The sequence below is a fragment of the Kitasatospora sp. NPDC004614 genome (assembly GCF_042873675.1).
GTDB lineage: Bacteria > Actinomycetota > Actinomycetes > Streptomycetales > Streptomycetaceae > Kitasatospora.
This window is the reverse complement of sequence record NZ_JBIALR010000018.1, coordinates 30,804-48,770: the sequence shown is the minus strand read 5'-3', so window position 1 is coordinate 48,770 and position 17,967 is coordinate 30,804. Positions and strand designations below refer to the sequence as shown.

17 protein-coding genes are annotated in these 17,967 nt (G+C 71.9%); 7 read left to right on the top strand and 10 right to left on the bottom strand.

Annotated elements, in window-relative coordinates; translation table 11 throughout:
* Positions 1-76 precede the first annotated feature (76 nt).
* From dapF to miaA, 3 genes are all read right to left on the bottom strand, one after another.
* Entirely contained in the window at positions 77-955 is an 879-nt protein-coding gene (gene dapF / locus ACFYST_RS29050; RefSeq protein WP_387866619.1) for a diaminopimelate epimerase, read from the bottom strand.
* A gap of 27 nt (positions 956-982) precedes the next feature.
* Complete coding sequence (locus ACFYST_RS29045; RefSeq protein ID WP_387648770.1) at positions 983-1,468, bottom strand: hypothetical protein; 486 nt, start codon at positions 1,466-1,468, stop codon at positions 983-985.
* 253 nt (positions 1,469-1,721) lie between these two features.
* Positions 1,722-2,690 carry a tRNA (adenosine(37)-N6)-dimethylallyltransferase MiaA gene (gene miaA / locus ACFYST_RS29040; protein ID WP_387866616.1) on the bottom strand — a complete coding sequence of 323 codons (969 nt, stop codon included), beginning with the start codon at positions 2,688-2,690 and terminating at the stop codon, positions 1,722-1,724.
* Between the two features lie 107 nt (positions 2,691-2,797).
* On the opposite strand from miaA, the gene ACFYST_RS29035 reads away from it, so the two are divergent.
* Positions 2,798-3,019 carry an antitoxin gene (locus tag ACFYST_RS29035; RefSeq protein WP_387648766.1) on the top strand — a complete coding sequence of 74 codons (222 nt, stop codon included), beginning with the start codon at positions 2,798-2,800 and terminating at the stop codon, positions 3,017-3,019.
* Positions 3,020-3,048: 29 nt separating this feature from the next.
* Here ACFYST_RS29035 and ACFYST_RS29030 read toward each other — a convergent pair whose 3' ends face one another.
* Both ACFYST_RS29030 and miaB read right to left on the bottom strand, forming a co-directional pair.
* Positions 3,049-3,741: a class III extradiol dioxygenase subunit B-like domain-containing protein gene (locus ACFYST_RS29030; protein WP_387866614.1), complete on the bottom strand. Its 693-nt coding sequence runs from the start codon at positions 3,739-3,741 to the stop codon at positions 3,049-3,051.
* A 173-nt stretch (positions 3,742-3,914) separates the two neighbouring features.
* Positions 3,915-5,414 (bottom strand): tRNA (N6-isopentenyl adenosine(37)-C2)-methylthiotransferase MiaB, encoded by a 1,500-nt coding sequence (gene miaB, locus ACFYST_RS29025; protein WP_387648761.1) that lies wholly within the window; start codon positions 5,412-5,414, stop codon positions 3,915-3,917.
* A gap of 71 nt (positions 5,415-5,485) precedes the next feature.
* Between miaB and ACFYST_RS29020 the strand changes: the two genes are divergently transcribed.
* The gene (locus ACFYST_RS29020) at positions 5,486-6,523 is read left to right on the top strand and encodes a TAXI family TRAP transporter solute-binding subunit (RefSeq protein ID WP_387866613.1); all 1,038 of its coding nucleotides are present in this window, start codon (positions 5,486-5,488) and stop codon (positions 6,521-6,523) included.
* A 2-nt stretch (positions 6,524-6,525) separates the two neighbouring features.
* On the opposite strand, the gene ACFYST_RS29015 is transcribed toward ACFYST_RS29020, so the two are convergent.
* Both ACFYST_RS29015 and ACFYST_RS29010 read right to left on the bottom strand, forming a co-directional pair.
* Complete coding sequence (locus tag ACFYST_RS29015) at positions 6,526-7,956, bottom strand: sensor histidine kinase (protein ID WP_387866611.1); 1,431 nt, start codon at positions 7,954-7,956, stop codon at positions 6,526-6,528.
* Positions 7,957-7,962: 6 nt separating this feature from the next.
* Positions 7,963-8,700: a response regulator transcription factor gene (locus ACFYST_RS29010; RefSeq protein ID WP_387648754.1), complete on the bottom strand. Its 738-nt coding sequence runs from the start codon at positions 8,698-8,700 to the stop codon at positions 7,963-7,965.
* Positions 8,701-9,073: 373 nt separating this feature from the next.
* Here ACFYST_RS29010 and ACFYST_RS29005 point away from each other — a divergent pair, with 373 nt between their 5' ends.
* From ACFYST_RS29005 to ACFYST_RS28985, 5 genes are all read left to right on the top strand, one after another.
* Positions 9,074-9,841 (top strand): amino acid ABC transporter ATP-binding protein, encoded by a 768-nt coding sequence (locus tag ACFYST_RS29005; protein ID WP_387648751.1) that lies wholly within the window; start codon positions 9,074-9,076, stop codon positions 9,839-9,841.
* An 88-nt stretch (positions 9,842-9,929) separates the two neighbouring features.
* Positions 9,930-10,847, top strand: coding sequence for a glutamate ABC transporter substrate-binding protein (locus ACFYST_RS29000; protein WP_387866609.1), 918 nt, complete (start codon positions 9,930-9,932; stop codon positions 10,845-10,847).
* A 42-nt stretch (positions 10,848-10,889) separates the two neighbouring features.
* Positions 10,890-11,540, top strand: a complete 651-nt coding sequence (locus ACFYST_RS28995) for an amino acid ABC transporter permease (protein ID WP_387648746.1) — start codon at positions 10,890-10,892, stop codon at positions 11,538-11,540.
* Positions 11,537-12,364: an amino acid ABC transporter permease gene (locus tag ACFYST_RS28990; protein ID WP_387648744.1), complete on the top strand. Its 828-nt coding sequence runs from the start codon at positions 11,537-11,539 to the stop codon at positions 12,362-12,364. The genes ACFYST_RS28995 and ACFYST_RS28990 overlap by 4 nt, the downstream gene beginning before the upstream one ends.
* A 107-nt stretch (positions 12,365-12,471) precedes the next feature.
* The gene (locus tag ACFYST_RS28985) at positions 12,472-14,193 is read left to right on the top strand and encodes an FAD-dependent monooxygenase (RefSeq protein ID WP_387866607.1); all 1,722 of its coding nucleotides are present in this window, start codon (positions 12,472-12,474) and stop codon (positions 14,191-14,193) included.
* 52 nt (positions 14,194-14,245) lie between these two features.
* Here the strand turns inward: ACFYST_RS28985 and rny are convergent, their stop codons facing one another.
* From rny to recA, 3 genes are all read right to left on the bottom strand, one after another.
* Positions 14,246-15,649 (bottom strand): ribonuclease Y, encoded by a 1,404-nt coding sequence (rny, locus tag ACFYST_RS28980; protein WP_387866604.1) that lies wholly within the window; start codon positions 15,647-15,649, stop codon positions 14,246-14,248.
* Positions 15,650-15,867: 218 nt separating this feature from the next.
* Positions 15,868-16,815 carry a regulatory protein RecX gene (locus tag ACFYST_RS28975; protein ID WP_387866602.1) on the bottom strand — a complete coding sequence of 316 codons (948 nt, stop codon included), beginning with the start codon at positions 16,813-16,815 and terminating at the stop codon, positions 15,868-15,870.
* A gap of 4 nt (positions 16,816-16,819) precedes the next feature.
* The gene (gene recA, locus ACFYST_RS28970; protein WP_387866599.1) at positions 16,820-17,917 is read right to left on the bottom strand and encodes a recombinase RecA; all 1,098 of its coding nucleotides are present in this window, start codon (positions 17,915-17,917) and stop codon (positions 16,820-16,822) included.
* Positions 17,918-17,967 lie beyond the last annotated feature (50 nt).

Here is a 17,967-nt window from a genome sequence, read left to right as displayed (position 1 = left end):
TATCACCCGAACGGGGGGATTAGCCGGATAGCGGCGTGGGAAGCGGGGGCTGACGGTTCGTCCAGCTGACCTGCCGTTACACCAGGACGCCCTCGGCGACGATCACGGCGGGGCCGGTCATCTCGATCCGGCCGTCGGGGAACTCCTCGATCACCAGCCGCCCGCCAGGCAGGTCGACCGTCCAGCTGACGGCCCGTCCGGTGTCCGCCGGGTCCAGTCCCGCGCGGCGGATCGCGGCCACCGCGACGGCGCAGGCGCCCGTCCCGCAGGAGCGGGTCTCGCCGGAGCCGCGCTCGTGCACCCGCATCGCCACGTGCCGCTCGCCGCGGTCCACCACGAACTCCACGTTCACGCCCTGGGGGTACACGCCCTGGGGCGCGGTGGCCGGCGCGTCGTACAGGAGCCCGGCGTGCGCGAGGTCCTCGACGAACGCGACGGCGTGCGGATTGCCCATGTTGACGTTCAGCGCGGGCCAGCTGCGGTCGTCGACGGTGACGGTGATGTCGTCGGGGCCGGGCAGCACCGCGCGGCCCATGCCCACGGTGATCTCGCCCGGGGTGCCGTCGGCGGCGTCCTCGGCGATCCGCACCTGCTTCACCCCGGCCCGGGTGGCGACCGCCAGCTCGCCCGGCTTCGCGTGCCCGGCGTGCACCAGGTAGCGGGCGAACACCCGCACCCCGTTGCCGCACATCTCGGCGATCGAGCCGTCCGCGTTGCGGTAGTCCATGAACCACTCGGCCTGCCCGGCCATCCCCGCCGCCACCGGCTCGGCCGCCGAGCGCACCACCCGCAGCACGCCGTCCGCGCCGATCCCGGCCCGCCGGTCGCACAGGGCGGCGACGGTGGCCGCCGACAGCTCCAGCTCACCGTCCGGGTCGGGGACGATCACGAAGTCGTTCTGGGTGCCGTGCCCCTTGAGGAAGGCCGTTCCGCTGATTCCGCTGCGCTCGCTCACACCGCCGATGGTAACGGCCGCGAGGAGCTAACCGCGCAGGTGGACGACCCGCCAGACGGCCAGCGCCAGGGCGACGGCCACCAGCAGGGTGTAGACCACGATGGCCTTCCAGCCGGCCCGCTCCGAGGAGCCCCGGCGCGGCACGCCCGGCCACTTGTAACCGGCCCGGCGGGCGGCCATCGCACCCCAGCCGACCGAGGCGGCGGTGATCAGCAGGCCGAGCATCCCGATCATCGCGGTCGCGCCCTCGCTGCCGAAGGCCAGCGGGAAGGCGAACATCAGCGAGCCGAACATCACCGTTCCGGCGATCGGCAGGATCTGCCACCAGCGCAGCCGGCGGCGCGGCCGGATGTCCCGCACGTGCACCACGCCCGGCGCGGTGGCCAGGTCGTCGATCGCGGGAAGCGCCACCGCGTACGAGGTGGTCGGGACGGCCAGTTCGGGCAGCGTCTCGGAACCGTCGGACACGTCGCCCAGCAGCTCATCGGTTTCGGGGCCGGTACCCGTTGACACGCGGCCTCCCCTGACGGCTCGACGCGAACTCCGGAGCTCGCGGGCGGTGAGGCCGGCCCGCGTGCCGGGCCTCGGTGCTACCGATGATGGCACGCGGCAAGACCCGGACAGGGCGTCCCACGGGGTGATCGGGTGATCCGATGCCAGGACGTGATCCGGCCGTGACCGCCGGTACCTCCTGCACCTGCGTCTGCCGGTGCAACTGCCCGGGCGACTGGCCTGATCACGCCCCTGGGCAGCCGAAATCCGCCGGTCAGCCGGTGTCGCCGGGGCGTTCCGGGCGATCAATCAGTTCCATTGCGCGGCCCAGGAGTTCGACCGGATCGGCGCCCTCCGGACGGTCCAGCCAGTGGATCCGGTCGTCCCGCCGGAACCACGACTCCTGACGCCTGGCGAACCGCCGGGTGGCCCGCACCGTCTCCGCCCGCGCCTCGTCCTCGGTGCACTCGCCGGCGAAGAACGCCAGCACCTGCTGGTAGCCCAGCGCCCGGCTCGCGGTCAGCCCCTCGCGCAGCCCGACCCGCTCCAGCGCCCGCACCTCGTCCAGCAGGCCGGCCTCCCACATCCGGTCGACTCGCAGCTCGATCCGCCGGTCCAGCTCCGGCCGCGGCACCTGCACACCGATCTGCACCGCCTCGTACACCGCGCGCTGCGTCGGCAGGTTCGCGGTGAACGGCTGCCCGGTGATCTCGATGACCTCCAGCGCCCGGACGATCCGCCGCCCGTTGCTGGTCAGGATCGCCTCCGCGGCCGCCGGGTCCAGCTCGGCCAGCCGCCGGTGCAGCACGCCCGGCCCGACCCGCTCCAGCTCCTCCTCCAGCCGGGCCCGCACCTCGGGGTCCGTACCGGGGAACTCCATCTCGTCGATCGCCGCCCGCACGTACAGGCCCGAACCGCCCACCAGCACCGGCACCCGGCCGGCCGCCAGCAGCCGGTCCATCTCGGCCCGGGCGAGACGCTGGTACTCGGCCACCGAGGCGGTCTCGGTGACCTCCCAGATGTCCATCAGATGGTGCGGAACACCGCCGCGCTCGTCCTCGGGCAGCTTGGCGGTGCCGATGTCCATGCCCTTGTACAACTGCATCGAGTCGGTGTTCACCACCTCCCCGCCGAGCTCACGGGCGATCGCCACCGCCAGATCGGACTTGCCGGCCGCCGTCGAACCGACCACCGACACCACCCGGCGCGGACGTACAGAAGAAGAAGAGGAGGAACCGCTCACCCCACCAGTCTCGCAAAACCCGGGCACCTCTCGTGTCACGACCTCGTTGACCGGGGAAGATCAGCTATGCCTGGTACCGATCTGACACGAAAAGCGAGGAACGCCCCATGGGTCTGATGGACAACCTCAAGGGCAAGGCCGAGGAACTCAAGGACAAGGCCAGTGAGCTGGCCGGAAAGCACGGCGACAAGATCGACAACATGGTGGACAAGGCCGGCGAGACCATCGACAAGGCCACCAAGCACAAGTACAGCGAAAAGATCGAGAAGAGCACCTCGGCCGCCAAGCACGCCCGCGACGACTTCGCGGCGAAGCCCAAGGACGACTGAAACCTCGCGCCCCGGTGGCCTGCTGGCGATCAGCGCCAGGAGGCCACCAGGTAGCCGACACCGTACGGAGCGTCCTCGTACCGCAGCTCGCCGCCGAGCGAGGCACCCTCCGCCGCGCCCGCCAGCACCTGCCAGGGCGCCCGGCCCTCCGCGAGCAGCTCCGCCGAGAGGTCCGCGTCCAGCGCGGCCAGCGCCGCCACGTCCGCCGCGGCCAGCGCTGCCGCCACCGCCCCGTCGTAGCCCTCGGCCCGCTCGTCCAGATACCCCGGAGCCTTCACCGAACGCCGGGCACTGCCGTCACCCAGCACCAACAGACCCACCCGATCAGCGAGTTCGGCCAGCCCCCGGCCCAGCCCCAACAACCGCTCGGCAGCCGTGTCCGGCCGCACCGCGACGGCATGCGTCGGCACCTGGACGCCCGCCTCCTCCAGCAGCCACGCCCCCACCGTCAACGCCGGCGAAAGCTCCGGGCCGTCCACCCCGCCCAGCGGCAGCTTCACGGCCTTCGGCACCCCGTACCGACGGAACGACCCCGCCCCGCCCTCGGTCCACACCCCGGCCTTGTCGCCCGTCCCCACCACGACGACCAGCTCGACATCCGCGAGCCCCCGCACCGCGTCCAGGCACGCCCCCCGCAACGCCTCCGTCTCCCCCGCGGCCCCCACCGCGACCTCGGGCACGAGCAACGGCGGACACGGGCACACGGCGGCGGCAACAAGCATGCCGATCACTCTACGCGGTGCGAAAACAGGGGCGCGGGGATACTTGCGCGAGCTGGCGGGTGACCATTCAGGGGCGCGGGGAACTGCGCGCCAAGCGCACACCACGTCCGCAAGGTCGCGATCACGTGCAGGTCATTGCCCTGCGTCGCGACCTTGCGGTGGGGTTCCTTCCGCTACGCGCAGTTCCCCGCGCCCCCGGTTTCGCACCCACCAGCCGCAGGCACGGGAGCCGGAACGCCGATCGACGGCAGGCCCAGCATCACGCCGGCCGCCTTCGCAGGCGCAGCCTGTCGCTTCTCCCACGCGTCCCCCGCCCGGGTGCGGCGCACGCCGAGCGCGGGGCCCTCCGCGAGGAGGTGGTGCGGGGCGGCGTAGGTGATCTCGACGGTCACCACGTCGCCGGGGCGCACGCCCCCCTCGGGGCGGGTGAAGTGCACGAGCCGGTTGTCGGGCGCGCGGCCGGAGAGGCGGTCCGTCCGGTCGTCCTTCTTGCCTTCGCCCTCGGCGACCAGGATCTCCAGCTTGCGGCCGACCTGCTTCTTGTTCTCCTCCCAGGAGATCTCCTCCTGGAGGGCGATCAGCCGGTCGTAGCGCTCCTGCACCACGGCCTTGGGGATCTGGTTCTCCATCTCGGCGGCCGGCGTCCCCGGGCGCTTGGAGTACTGGAAGGTGAACGCGTTGGCGAACCGGGCCTCCCGGACGACGTGCAGGGTCTGCTCGAAGTCCTCGTCGGTCTCGCCGGGGAAGCCCACGATGATGTCGGTGGAGATGGCGGCGTCCGGCATCGCGGCGCGCACCTTCTCGATGATGCCGAGGAAGCGTTCCTGCCGGTAGGAGCGTCGCATCGCGCGCAGCACGGTGTCGGAGCCGGACTGGAGCGGCATGTGCAGCTGGTGCATCACGTTCGGCGTCTCGGCCATCGCGGCGATCACGTCGTCGGTGAAGTCCTTCGGGTGCGGCGAGGTGAAGCGGACCCGCTCCAGGCCGTCGATCTCCCCGCACGCCCGCAGCAGCTTGGAGAACGCCTGCCGGTCGCCGAGGTCGGAGCCGTAGGCGTTGACGTTCTGGCCGAGCAGGGTGACCTCGACGACGCCCTCGGCGACCAGCGCCTCGACCTCGGCGAGGATGTCGCCGGGCCGGCGGTCCTCCTCCTTGCCGCGCAGGGCGGGGACGATGCAGAAGGTGCAGGTGTTGTTGCAGCCGACCGAGATGGCGACCCAGGCCGCGTACGCGGACTCGCGCCGGGTGGGCAGGGTGGAGGGGAAGGTCTCCAGCGAGTCGAGGATCTCGACCTGCGCCGTCCGCTCGATCGCGGCGCGTTCGAGCAGGGCGGGCAGGTGGCCGATGTTGTGGGTGCCGAAGACCACGTCGACCCAGGGGGCCTTGCGGACGATGGTCTCGCGGTCCTTCTGGGCGAGGCAGCCGCCGACGGCGATCTGCATGCCGCGGTTGGCCTGCTTGGCGGGGGCGAGCCGACCGAGGTTGCCGTACAGCTTGTTGTCGGCGTTCTCGCGGACCGCGCAGGTGTTGAAGACCACCAGGTCGGGTTCGCCGTCGTCGGCGGCCTTGGCGTACCCGGCCTCCTCCAGCAGCCCGGACAGGCGCTCGGAGTCGTGGACGTTCATCTGGCAGCCGTACGTGACGACCTTGTAAGTTCGCAAGCTCTCCTCCATACCCACAGAGCAAGGGTACGGGCAGCGGAAGGGGCCTCCCGCCGGGCGGTCTCGGCTGGCAGTATCCCTGCATGGCTGCTTCGACCGATCCGCCCAGAACCACCGGTGCCGTGCTGCGTTCCGCGGTGCGCAGTCCGCTGGTGCGCGTGCTGGCGGTGTTGCTGCTGGTGGTGGCCGGTGCGAGTGGGTGGTGGGTGTCCTCGGCGCGGACGGGGTCGGGGCCGCGTGGGGAGGCGGCGTTCGCGACCGGGGTTCCGCGCGGGGTGTACGACCGTTACGGGGTGCTGCTGAAGGACTCGATGCGGTCGGCGATGCCGGGGGTGAAGGTCCGGCTGGACAACTCCGAGGGCTCGTTGGACAACCTGAAGCGGTTGGTGTCGGGCCAGGACGACTTCGCGATCGCCACGGCGGACGCGGTGGCCAGCTTCCTGAAGGACCAGGACCGGCCGAAGCCGGACCTGCGGGCGATCGCCCGGCTGTACGACGACTACATGCAGCTGGTGGTGCCGGCGGATTCGCCGGTGAAGACGGTGTCGGACCTGCGCGGCCTGCGGGTGGGGGTGGGCCAGGACGGGTCGGGCGTGAACCTGGTGACCAAGCGGCTGCTGGAGGCGGCGCACCTGAACCCGGGCACGGACATCCAGCCGAAGAAGCTGGGGGTGGGCGACGCGGCGGACGCGTTGCAGGCGAAGCAGCTGGACGCGTTCTTCTGGTCGGGCGGCCTACCGACGGCGGCGCTGACCGACCTCTCGGAGCACACCCCGATCCGGATCGTGCCGCTGGGCGAACTGTCGGATCCGCTGCACAAGTTGGAGGGCGGCGGGATGGACGCGTACCGGGCGGCGACCATCCCCGCGGACGCCTACCCGCTGGCGGGGCCACCGCACACGCCGGTGCCGACGGTGGCGGTGCCGAACCTGCTGGTGACCCGGGCGGGCATGGACCCGGCACTGGTGGAGGCGCTGACCCGGGTGGTGATCGACAGCCGGGACCGGATCGGCGGCGAGGTGCACGCGGCGCAGCTGGTGGACCTCCGCACCGCGGTGTACACCGATCCGCTGCCGCTGCACGAGGGCGCGAAGCGCTACTACCAGTCGGTCAAACCCTGACGTCAGTTCCACTTCCGGCGCGGCACGGTGAGCAGCACGCTCAGCCCGTTCGGTTCGGCGGTCGCGAAGCCGAGGCTGCCGCCGCCGGCCAGCAGCAGGGTGCGGGCGATGGAGAGGCCGAGGCCGGAGCCGTCGACGTTCTGGTGCCGGGAGGAGCGCCAGAACCGGTCGCCGATCCGGGCGAGTTCCTCCTCGGTGAGGCCGGGTCCGGCGTCGGTGACGGTGGCGGTGACCTCGTCCTTGGTGATGGTCAGGCCGACCCGGACGGTGCTGCCGACGGGGGAGAACTTGAGCGCGTTGTCGAGGACGGCGTCCAGCGCGCTGCCGAAGCCGATCGGGTCGGCCCAGGCGTGCGCCATCGGCGGTCCCTGCCACTGGAGCCGGACCTGGCGCCGGTCGGCGAGCGGCTGCCAGGCGTCGGTCCGGGTGCAGACCAGTTCGGCCAGGTCGACGGGTTCGGGTTCGGGCCGGGAGCCTTCGGCGGTGGCGAGTCCGAGCAGGTCGTCGAGGACTCGGGCGAGCCGGGCGCCCTCCTCGCGGACGGCGGCGAGTTCCTCCTCGCTGCCTTCGGGGAGGTCGAGTCCGATCAGTTCGACCCGGAGCATCAGTGCGGCCAGCGGGTTGCGCAGCTGGTGGGAGGCGTCGGCGACGAAGGCCCGCTGCTGGTCGATGGCGAGCACCACGTGGTCGGCCATGTCGTTGAACGAGCGGGCCAGGCGGCGCAGTTCGGGAGGTCCGCCGCTGGGGGCGACCCGGGCGCCGAGCCGTCCGGTGGCGATGTCGTGGGTGGCCCGGTCGAGGGTGCGGACGGGGCGCAGCACCCAGCCGGTGAGGCGCATGGCGAGCAGGATGGCGACGATCATGGCGAGCGCCTCGCCGCCGGCCAGCACCAGCCAGCGGTGCAGGATCCGGGCGCGCAGCGGGCCGGTGGGCGATTCGGTGAGCACCACGGCGACCACGTCGCCGTCGCGGACCACGGGCAGTGCGACGGTGAGGGTGCGGTCGGTGGTCCACGGCCACACCTGGGGCGGGTTGTGGCTGCGCCGGCCGGCCAGTGCCTCCCGGTAGGCCTGGGCGCCGGGGCCGTCCTCGGGGGCGTGCCAGTCGCCGGGGGCGACGGCGACGGCGCTGCCGTCGCGCTGGAAGACGCCGATCCGGGCGCCGTACAGCTCGCGGTAGCGGGCGGCTTCGGTGGTCAGGGCGTGCCGCCGGCCGTCGTCGCCGGGGACGGGCTGCGGGTCGCCCTTGACGGCGCTGGTGCTGGCGCCGCCCTGGGTGGGCAGGTCCTGGGCGAACCGGGCGGCGTCGTCGATCCGGTCGACGACGACCTTGGACTGCTCGGACGAGGCGATCAAGTAGGCCAGCGGCACTCCGAGGGCGGCCAGCACGCAGGCCATCAGGGCGATCAGGATGCCGAGCAGGCGGTTGCGCACGGGTGGTCAGCGCTCCGCGGTGTCGCCGGCGGGCCCGGCCGGGCCCTCGGGGTCGTCGGGGATGAGCCGGTAGCCGACGCCGCGGACGGCCTCGACCAGGCCGGGCAGGCCGAGTTTGGTGCGCAGTGAGCCGATGTGGACTTCCAGGGTGCGGCCGTTGCCCTCCCAGCCGGAGCGCCAGACCTCGCTGAAGATCTGCTCGCGGCGGTAGACCACGCCGGGGCTCTGGGCGAGCAGCGCCAGCAGGTCGAACTCCTTGCGGGTGAGCGGCACGTCGCGTCCGTTGACGCTGACCCGGCGGCGTTCGCGGTCGATCTCGACGCCGCGGGAGGCCAGCGGGCCGTCGAACTCGGGGCCGCTCTCCTCGGCGCCCTTGGGGGTGCCGCGGCGGGCCACCGCGTGGATGCGGGCGAGCAGTTCGCCCATGTCGTACGGCTTGACCACGTAGTCGTCGGCGCCGAGGTTGAGTCCGTGGATGCGGGAGCGGATGTCGGCGCGGGCGGTCACCATGATGACCGGGACGCCGCTGCCGGCCCGGATCCGGCTGCACACCTCGAAGCCGTCGCGGTCGGGCAGTCCGAGGTCGAGCAGCACCACCCGGTAGGGCTCGCTGCCGTCCGGGACGAGCGCGTCCAGCGCTTCGTGGCCGCTGCGGGCGTGCCGGACCTGGAAGCCGTGCCGGCCCAGCACCGCGACCAGAGCGGCGGCGACGCGGTCGTCGTCCTCGACCAGGAGCAGGCGCATCGGGCTCCTTCCTGCGGTGTTCGCCGGTGTACGTGCGGGCCGCCGTCGGCAGTCGGGCGGCATGGCTCGGTCCGATGTGGAACCGGGCCATCCTGGCATCCACTCCCATCCGGCGTCACCAGGTCAACCGCATCGGCCGGTCCGTTACAGCTCCGGTATTCGACGTGCGGTGACTACCTGGCGTAGCCGAACCGTGATCCTCAAGTTCAGCTCAGATCGGCTGACTGGACGTCGTGTACCTGCCTAAAGTCGCCCCGTTCGGGGGGCCGAGAGCTCCGCCGGCTCCGGCCCCCCAGACATCAGACGGACCATCACCGGCTCTGCGGACCAAGCGAGTTGGCCCCGGGTTCGGAGGACGAGGGAGCGGACGGCGATGACCGAGAACAGTGTCGAGCTGCGCGAAACCGCGCCGTTGGTGGCCCTGCGCGGGGTGAACAAGCACTACGGCGCCCTGCACGTGCTGCAGGACATCGACCTGGAGATCGCCCAGGGTGAGGTCGTGGTGCTGATCGGCCCGTCCGGCTCCGGCAAGTCGACGCTGTGCCGCACCATCAACCGGCTGGAGACCATCGACTCCGGGACGATCGAGGTCGACGGCAAGCCGCTGCCGGCCGAGGGCCGCGAACTGGCCCGGCTGCGTGCCCAGGTGGGCATGGTGTTCCAGTCCTTCAACCTGTTCTCGCACAAGACCGTGCTGGAGAACGTGGTGCTCGCCCAGGTGAAGGTGGGCAAGGTCGCCAAGGCCGAGGCCGAGAAGACGGCCCGCGAGCTGCTGGAGCGGGTGGGCGTCGGCGCCCAGGCCGACAAGTACCCGTCGCAGCTGTCCGGCGGCCAGCAGCAGCGCGTGGCGATCGCCCGCGCGCTGGCGATGAACCCGAAGGTGATGCTCTTCGACGAGCCGACCTCCGCCCTCGACCCGGAGATGGTCAACGAGGTGCTCGAGGTGATGCGTTCGCTCGCCGCGCGGGGCATGACCATGGTCGTGGTCACCCACGAGATGGGCTTCGCCCGCTCCGCGGCCAACCGCGTGCTGTTCATGGCGGACGGCCGGATCGTCGAGGAGAACACCCCCGACGCCTTCTTCACCGCGCCGCGCTCCGACCGTGCCAAGGATTTCCTGTCCAAGATCCTGCAGCACTGAGTCCCGCAGTCGATCAAGCGTCAGTAATCGTCAGTTCGCAGTGGCCCGGAGCCTGCCGTGGCCCCCACCCGAGGAGAAGAACGACCGCATGAAGGCCCGTCGCACTGTTGCCGCCACCCTGTCCGTTCTCGCCCTGACGGCTGTCGCCGCCTGCGGCAAGGACGGCTCCCCGAGCGAGACCGCCGCCCCCAACGGCTCGGCCGCCCCGCAGCTGCCGACCTACACCGTCAAGACCGACGCCAAGCTGGACGGTTCGCCGGCGTGGACCGAGGCCAAGAAGCGCGGCAAGCTGAAGATCGGCGCCAAGGCCGACCAGCCGTTCCTCGGCTTCGAGGACGTCCAGACCACCAAGCGCAGCGGCTTCGACATCGAGATCGCCAAGATGATCGCCGCCGACCTCGGCTTCTCGGCCGACCAGATCGAGTTCTCCACCATCGCCTCCGCCAACCGTGAGACCGCGATCACCGGCGGCCAGGTCGACTACTACGTCGGCACCTACTCGATCACCCAGACCCGCAAGGACAAGGGTGTCGCGTTCGGCGGCCCGTACTACATCGCCGGCCAGTCGCTGCTGGTGAACAAGGACAACACCGAGATCACCGGCGCCGAGTCCACCAAGGGCAAGTCGGTCTGCACCGCCACCGGTTCGACCTCGATCACCAACATCCAGAAGTACGAGGCCAAGGTCGTCCAGTTCGACAACTACTCGCTCTGCGTGGAGAAGCTGCTGACCAAGGAGGTCGACGCGGTCACCACCGACGACTCGATCCTCAAGGGCTACGCCGCGAAGAACCAGGGCAAGCTCAAGGTCGTCGGCACCCCCTTCTCCGAGGAGCGCTACGGCGTCGGCCTGAACAAGGGCGACGCGGTGCTGCAGAAGGCGATCAACGACGCCCTGAAGGCGCACGAGGACAACGGCGACTGGAAGAAGGCGTACGACGCCACCCTCGGCCTGTCCGGCTCCGCCGCGCCGAGCATCCCGGCCCTGGACCCGATCGCCGGCTGACGTCCGGTCAGATCCAACTACTGAGAAAGGAGGGCCGCCGGCATGGGATTGATCTTCGAGAACGGAAACTTCTCGGCATTCGCCGAGGGTTTCCTGCGGACGATCGAACTGAGCGCGCTCAGCGCCCTCTTCGCCCTGATCCTGGGCGTCGTGCTGGCGGCCTTCCGGGTCTCGCCCGTCCCGGTGCTCCGAATATTCGGCACCGCCTGGGTGACGATCTTCCGCAACACCCCGCTGACCCTGCTGTTCTTCGCGGTGACCTTCGTACTGCCGCCGCTGGACGTGCACTTCAGCAGCTTCACGCTCGCGGTGATCGCGCTCAGCGCCTACACCGGCAGCTTCGTCTGCGAGGTACTGCGGGCCGGCATCAACACCGTGCCGATCGGCCAGGCCGAGGCGGCCCGCTCGCTCGGCATGGGCTTCGGCCAGACCCTCCGGCTGGTGGTGCTGCCGCAGGCGGCCCGCTCGGTGATCGCCCCGATGGGTTCGGTGTTCATCGCCCTGCCCCGCAACTCGGCCATCGCCGGCGCCTTCAACGTGCCTGAGCTGTTCAGCTTCCAGAAGGTCCTGTCCGAGGAGGCATACGACATCTTCGCCATCTTCTTCTGGATCGCGCTCGCCTACCTGGCGATCAGCTTCAGCATCAACGCCGTGTTCTCCACCCTGGAGCGTCGTGTGGCGGTGGCCCGATGAGCACCCGCGCCGCCTCCGTCCTGTACGACGTCCCCGGCCCCCGGGCCCGGGTCCGCAACCTGATCCTCGGTCTGCTCGGCCTGGCCGGCATCGCCGGCCTGATCTGGTACGTCGTCGTCCGTCTCTCCGACGCCGGGCAGTTCGACGCCATGCTCTGGTCGCCGTTCGAGTACACGGCCGTCCAGCAGCGCATCCTCGACGGCGCGCTGTCCACCCTGGAGGCCTTCGGCCTGGCCGCGGTCGGCTCGCTGGTCCTCGGCTCGCTGCTCGCCGCCGGCCGGCTCTCCGACCACTTCCCGGTGCGCGTCGCCAGCAATGTGGTGGTCCAGTTCTTCCGGGCCATGCCGCTGGTCATCATGATCTTCGCGCTGTACCGCGCGGCGTTCGGCGCCCAGCCGATGTGGGCGCTGGTGATCGGTCTGACCCTCTACAACGGGGCCGTGCAGGCGGAGATCATCCGCTCCGGCATCAACGCCGTCCCCCGCGGCCAGGCCGAGGCGGCCTACGCCCTGGGCCTGCGCAAGACCCAGGTGATGGGCATCGTGCTGGTGCCGCAGGCCGTCCGCTCGATGCTCCCGGCGATCATCGGTCAGCTGGTGGTCACCCTCAAGGACACCTCGCTCGGCTACATCATCACCTACCCCGAGCTGCTGTGGCAGATGAAGCTCATCGCCTCCAACTCGGACGGCTACCCGTACATCCCGGTGGTCCTGATCGGCACCCCGATCTACATCGCGATGTGCCTCGCCCTCACCGCCCTCGCCCGGTGGATCGAGTCCCGCGGCCGCCGCGGCGCGAGCCGCCGCAGCACAACCGCTGCTTGACGGACACCCAGGTGATCTGTTGCATTGCTCTTCGTGACACCACCTGGGACCTCCCACCCGGCAGCTGACGAAACGGCCGCCGGCACCGCCGGCCAGAAGGCCCCGACATGGATCCAGTGATCATCGTCGGGGCCGGGCCGGTCGGTCTCGCCCTCGCCCTCGCCCTGGCCCGCAGCGAAGTTCCCAGCGTGGTCCTCGACGAGGGCACCGGCGTCTGCCCCGAGAGCCCCCGCACCGTCGTCCTCGGCTCCGACACCGCCGCCTTCCTCGCCCGCATCGGCTACACCCGGGTCGGCTCCGACGCCGCCCGCTGGGACGCCTTCACCGTCTGGCGCCGCCGCGCCGAGGTACTGCGGCTGCCGCTGGACGACGAGCCGGTCCTGCACCTCGCCCAGCACCGCCTCCAGCGCGGCCTGCGCGACGCCGCCACCGCCACCCCGCTGATCCGCCTCCTCCCGCGGCACCGGGTGGTCGAACTCGCCCAGGACCGCGACGGCGTGACGGTCCGCACCACCTCCGCCGACGGCGAGACCAGCTGGCGCGGCAGCCACCTGGTCGGCTGCGACGGTGCCCGCTCCACCGTCCGCAAACTCCTCAAGGTCCGCTTCCCCGGCCGTCCCGCCGTCGACCGGCACGCCGTCGCCACCGTCCGCGTCGACCTGCCCTTCCCCGGCGAGGCCCGGCTGCACCGCGAACCCCCGTGGCGCGGCGACCGCGAAGCCTCCGCCCGCCCGCTGCCCGACGGCGTGTGGCGACTCGACTGGCGGCTGCCCCCCGGCCGGCCCCAGCCCACCGAACCCGTCGACCCGCACGCCACCTGGCCGGGCATCGTCACCGGCGACACCCTGCTCACCCGGGTCACCTCCGCGCTCACCGGCTGGTGCGGCGAACTCCCCCCGCACCAACTGCTCGCCGCCGCCGACCACACCTACCAGCAGCGCCTGGCCGGCCGCTTCCGCACCGGCCGCTGCTTCCTGGCCGGCGACGCCGCCCACCTGCACGGCGCGCTCGGCATGCAGAACCTCGCCGACGGCCTGCGCGACGCCGACAACCTCGCCTGGCGGCTCGCCCTCGCCTGGCACCTGCCGCCCGGCGGCTCCCCCGCCGACAGCGCCCTGCTCGACGGCTACGAGACCGAACGCCGCGGCGCGGTCGGCGCCCGCCTGCGCGCCGTCGACCAGACCATGCCGCTGCTCCGCCCGCTGCGCGGCTGGGCCCAGACCCGGCGCGCGCTGATCTCCGGCTCCTTCCGCAAGAACGCTCCGCTGCTCGCCGACGGCCAGCTCGGCACCGGCCGCTTCGGCGGCGCCCCCGCCTACCCGGCGACACCCTCCGGCGTCGCCGTCCGCCTCCCCGAGCAGCGTGGCACCGGCCGCGGCACCTCACTCACCGAACAGCTCGCCCCGACCGCCCCCGGCGTCCAGGTTCCCGACCTGCCCGTGGTCACCGCCGACGGCACCGCCGACACCCTCCGGGCCCGCCTCGGCACCGCGTTCCTGCTCCTCCTGGTCGCCCCCGGCACCACCGTGTGGTCCGCCGAGCACTGGCTCGGCACCGGCCTGATGCCCCGCCTCACCGAACTGGCCGACGCCCTGCCCGTCCCCACCGAGGTCCTGGTCACCGACGCCTACCCGGGCGCCACCCCCCACACCGTCCTCCTCATCCGCCCCGACGGCCACCTCCTCGGCACCACCCCCGGCCTCCACCCCGAAACCCTCCACACCCTCACCGCGCCCTTCCAGGGCGAGCACCACCAGGGCGAGCACCACCAGGGAGGGCACCACCAGGGGCGCGGGGAACTGCGCGAATCGGAAGACGCTCAACCGTGAGGTCGCAACGCAGGACAATGACTTGCACGCGGGCGCGCCCTACCGGTCACGCCTACCGCGCGAACTCCGTCGCACGCGACTCTCGCACCACCGTGATCCGAATCTGCCCCGGGTACGTCAGTTCCTCCCGCACCTGCCGAGCCACGTCCCGCGCGATCTCCTGAGCGCGCACGTCGTCCACCTTCTCCGGCTGCACCATCACCCGGACTTCCCGCCCGGCCTGCATCGCGTAGACCTTGGTGACGCCGTCGTGCGCCCGGGCGATCTCCTCCAGCCGCTCCAGCCGCCGAACGTACGCCTCCACGGACTCCTTCCGCGCGCCGGGACGCCCGGCCGAGCAGGCGTCCGCGGCCTGGGTGAGCACCGCCTCGACGGTTTTCGCCTCGACCTCGCCGTGGTGGGCCGCTATCGCGTGGACGACCTCCGCCGACTCCCCGTGCCGCCGGGCGAATTCCGCGCCGATCAGGGCGTGGCTGCCGGCCACCTCGTGGCTGAGTGCCTTGCCGATGTCGTGCAGCAGCGCCGCCCGCCGTACGGGCTCGGGGTCGACGCCGAGTTCGGCGGCCATCATCCCGGCCAGGTGCGCGGACTCCACCAGGTGCCCGAGCACGTTCTGCCCGTAGGAGGTGCGGTACCGCAACGTCCCGAGGGTGCGCACCAGTTCGGGCGCCATCTCGCCGACGGTGCCGATACCGACGGTGAGCAGCGCGTCCTCCCCGGCCCGGATGCACAGCCGTTCGACCTCGCTGCGGCTGCGCTCGTGCGTCTCCTCGATCCGCGCGGGGTGGATCCGCCCGTCGGTGAGCAGCGACTCCAGGGTGAGCCGGGCGCTCTCCCGCCGGACCGGGTCGAAGCAGGAGAGCTGGACCAGCCCGGGGGTGTCGTCGACGATCAGGTTGACGCCGGTGACGGCTTCGAAGGCCCGGATGTTGCGGCCTTCCCGGCCGATCACCCGGCCCTTCATGTCCTCGCTGGGCAGCCGGAGCGTGGTGACCACGGTCTCGGCGGTGTGTTCGGCGGCCAGCCGCTGGACGGACGAGGCGATGATCTCGCGGGCCCGGCCCTCGCCCTCGACGACGGCCTGCCGTTCGATCTCCCGGACGGTCAGCGCGGCTTCCCGGCGGGCCTCGGCCTCGGCGCCGCGGACCACTTCGTCGCGGGCCTGGGCGGACGTCAGCCCCGCGGTGCGTTCCAGCAGCAGCCGGCTTTCGGTGTCCCGTTCGGCGAGTTCGCCGCGCACCCGCTCGGACTCGGTGGCGCGGGTGGCGAGTTCGTCCTCGTGCTGGTGCAGGCGGTGGAGTTCGGCGGTCAACCGCTCCTCGCGGCGATCGAGTTCGGCGCGGCGCTGCCGGAGCATCCGGAAGCCGACGGCCAGCACCAGGCCGAGCGCGACGATCAGTAGGCCCGCAACCAGCAGCAGGGAGGACCCGCTTCCGGTGTCCTGAGCGATCCCCATCCGGCCACTCCCCGTCCTGCGCGCGGCCGCTGAGATGACCTCCGCGATCGTCCAGCCACTGAGTGCGAGGCTAGGCCGAGGTTACGAAACGGTCAAGATGCGATCGAGAATTGGCTCCGATGATCCGATCAGCAGTCATCATGTCCTCCCGCCGAACAGCGCCGAACAGCGCGGAACGGCACCGGCCAGCGCCGAACGGCACCGGCCGAGACTCCGCGCTACCAGTCCTCGCCCTCCTCCGCCGGCTCCGCGTCCAGCGCCTCCCGGACCACCCGGTACGCCAGGCCCTCCGAGTAGCCGCGCCGGGCCAGCACCCCGACCAGCCGGCGCATCCGCACCTCCCGGTCCAGCCCGGCGGTGGAGCGCAACTTCCGTGCCACCAGCGCCCGGGCGGCCTCCGACTCGTCCTCGGCATCGACCTGCAGCAGTGCCTGCTCCGCGGTCTCGCCGGTGACGCCCTTGGTGCGCAACTCCTGGGCCAGCGCCCGCCGGGACAGTCCGCGCACCGCGTGCCGGGACTCCACCCACGCCTCGGCGAAGGCGGCGTCGTCGATCAGCCCGACCTCCTCCAGCCGGGACAGCACCTGCTCCGCGACCTCGTCCGGGATCTCCTTGCGGCGCAGCGCATCGGCCAGCTGCTTGCGGGACTTGGCGGCCCCGGTGAGCAGTCGCAGGCAGATGTCCCGGGCCCGCTCCGCCGGATCCCCCTGCTCGGCGGCAGCCCCCTGCCCACGCCGCTTCCCCCGCGCGCCCGCCTCGCCCGCCGGACGCTCCGGACCCTCCGAACGCTCCGAATCCTTCGAACGCTCGGACTTCGCCCGCCGCTTCGGCCGCGGCTGCTCCTCCGCCGGTGCCGCGACCGGCAGTTCACCCAGCGCGCTGCGCCGCCGACGCCGCCCCCCGGCCAGCTCGGACGCCCGCATCAGCCCGGGCAGCTCCCCCACCGCGGGCGACTCGCCCGAAGGCGGATCTCCCGCCGCAGGCGGCTCTTCGGCGACCGCCGCGAACCAGTCGGGCGGGCCGGAAGGATCGTCGTCCTCCGCGACCGCCGCGAACCAGTCCGGCGGGCCGGATGCGTCGTTCTGCTCGTCCGCCCATACGCCCGCACCGGGCTCGTCCTCGGACGGGCCCGGTGCCGGGTGGTCGGCGTCATGCCGGTGTGTCAACGGTTCAGCCCTTGGCGGCGGCCGCCGTCTTCTTGGCGGCCGCCTTGGCGGGGGCGGCCGCGGCCGGGATCTCCACCGCGGGGGCGTCGCCCTCGCCGTCGGCCGGCTTCGGGCCGATGCCGAGCTTGCCCTTGATCTTGGCTTCGATCTCGTCGGCCAGCTGCGGGTTGTCGCGCAGGAAGTTGCGGGCGTTCTCCTTGCCCTGGCCGAGCTGGTCGCCCTCGTAGGTGTACCAGGCGCCGGACTTCCGGATGAAGCCGTGCTCCACGCCCATGTCGATCAGGCCGCCCTCGCGGCTGATGCCCACGCCGTAGAGGATGTCGAACTCGGCCTGCTTGAACGGCGCGGCGACCTTGTTCTTGACGACCTTGACGCGGGTGCGGTTGCCGACCGCCTCGGTGCCGTCCTTCAGGGTCTCGATGCGCCGGATGTCGAGGCGGACCGAGGCGTAGAACTTCAGCGCCCGGCCACCGGTGGTGGTCTCGGGGGAGCCGAACATCACACCGATCTTCTCGCGCAGCTGGTTGATGAAGATCGCGGTGGTGTTCGACTGGTTCAGCGCACCGGCGATCTTGCGCAGCGCCTGGCTCATCAGACGGGCCTGGAGGCCGACGTGCGAGTCGCCCATCTCGCCCTCGATCTCGGCGCGCGGGACCAGCGCGGCCACCGAGTCGATGATCACCAGGTCGATCGCGCCGGAGCGGATCAGCATGTCGGTGATCTCCAGCGCCTGCTCACCGGTGTCCGGCTGGCTGACCAGCAGGGCATCGGTGTCTACGCCGAGCTTCTTGGCGTACTCGGGGTCGAGCGCGTGCTCGGCGTCGACGAAGGCGACGGTGCCGCCGGCCTTCTGGGCGTTGGCGGCCAGGTGCAGGGTCAGGGTGGTCTTGCCGGAGGACTCGGGGCCGTAGATCTCGACCACTCGGCCGCGAGGGATGCCGCCCACGCCCAGCGCCACGTCGAGCGCGGTGGACCCGGTGGAGATCACCTCGACCGGCTCGTTCGCCTTCTCGCCGAGGCGCATCACCGAGCCCTTGCCGAACTGCCGTTCGATCTGGGCGAGTGCGGCCTCCAGGGCCTTCTCGCGATCCGTTCCTGCCATGGCTTCCACCCTCGGGTTCTGTCCGTTGCGCTTCATCGTCATCGACGCTA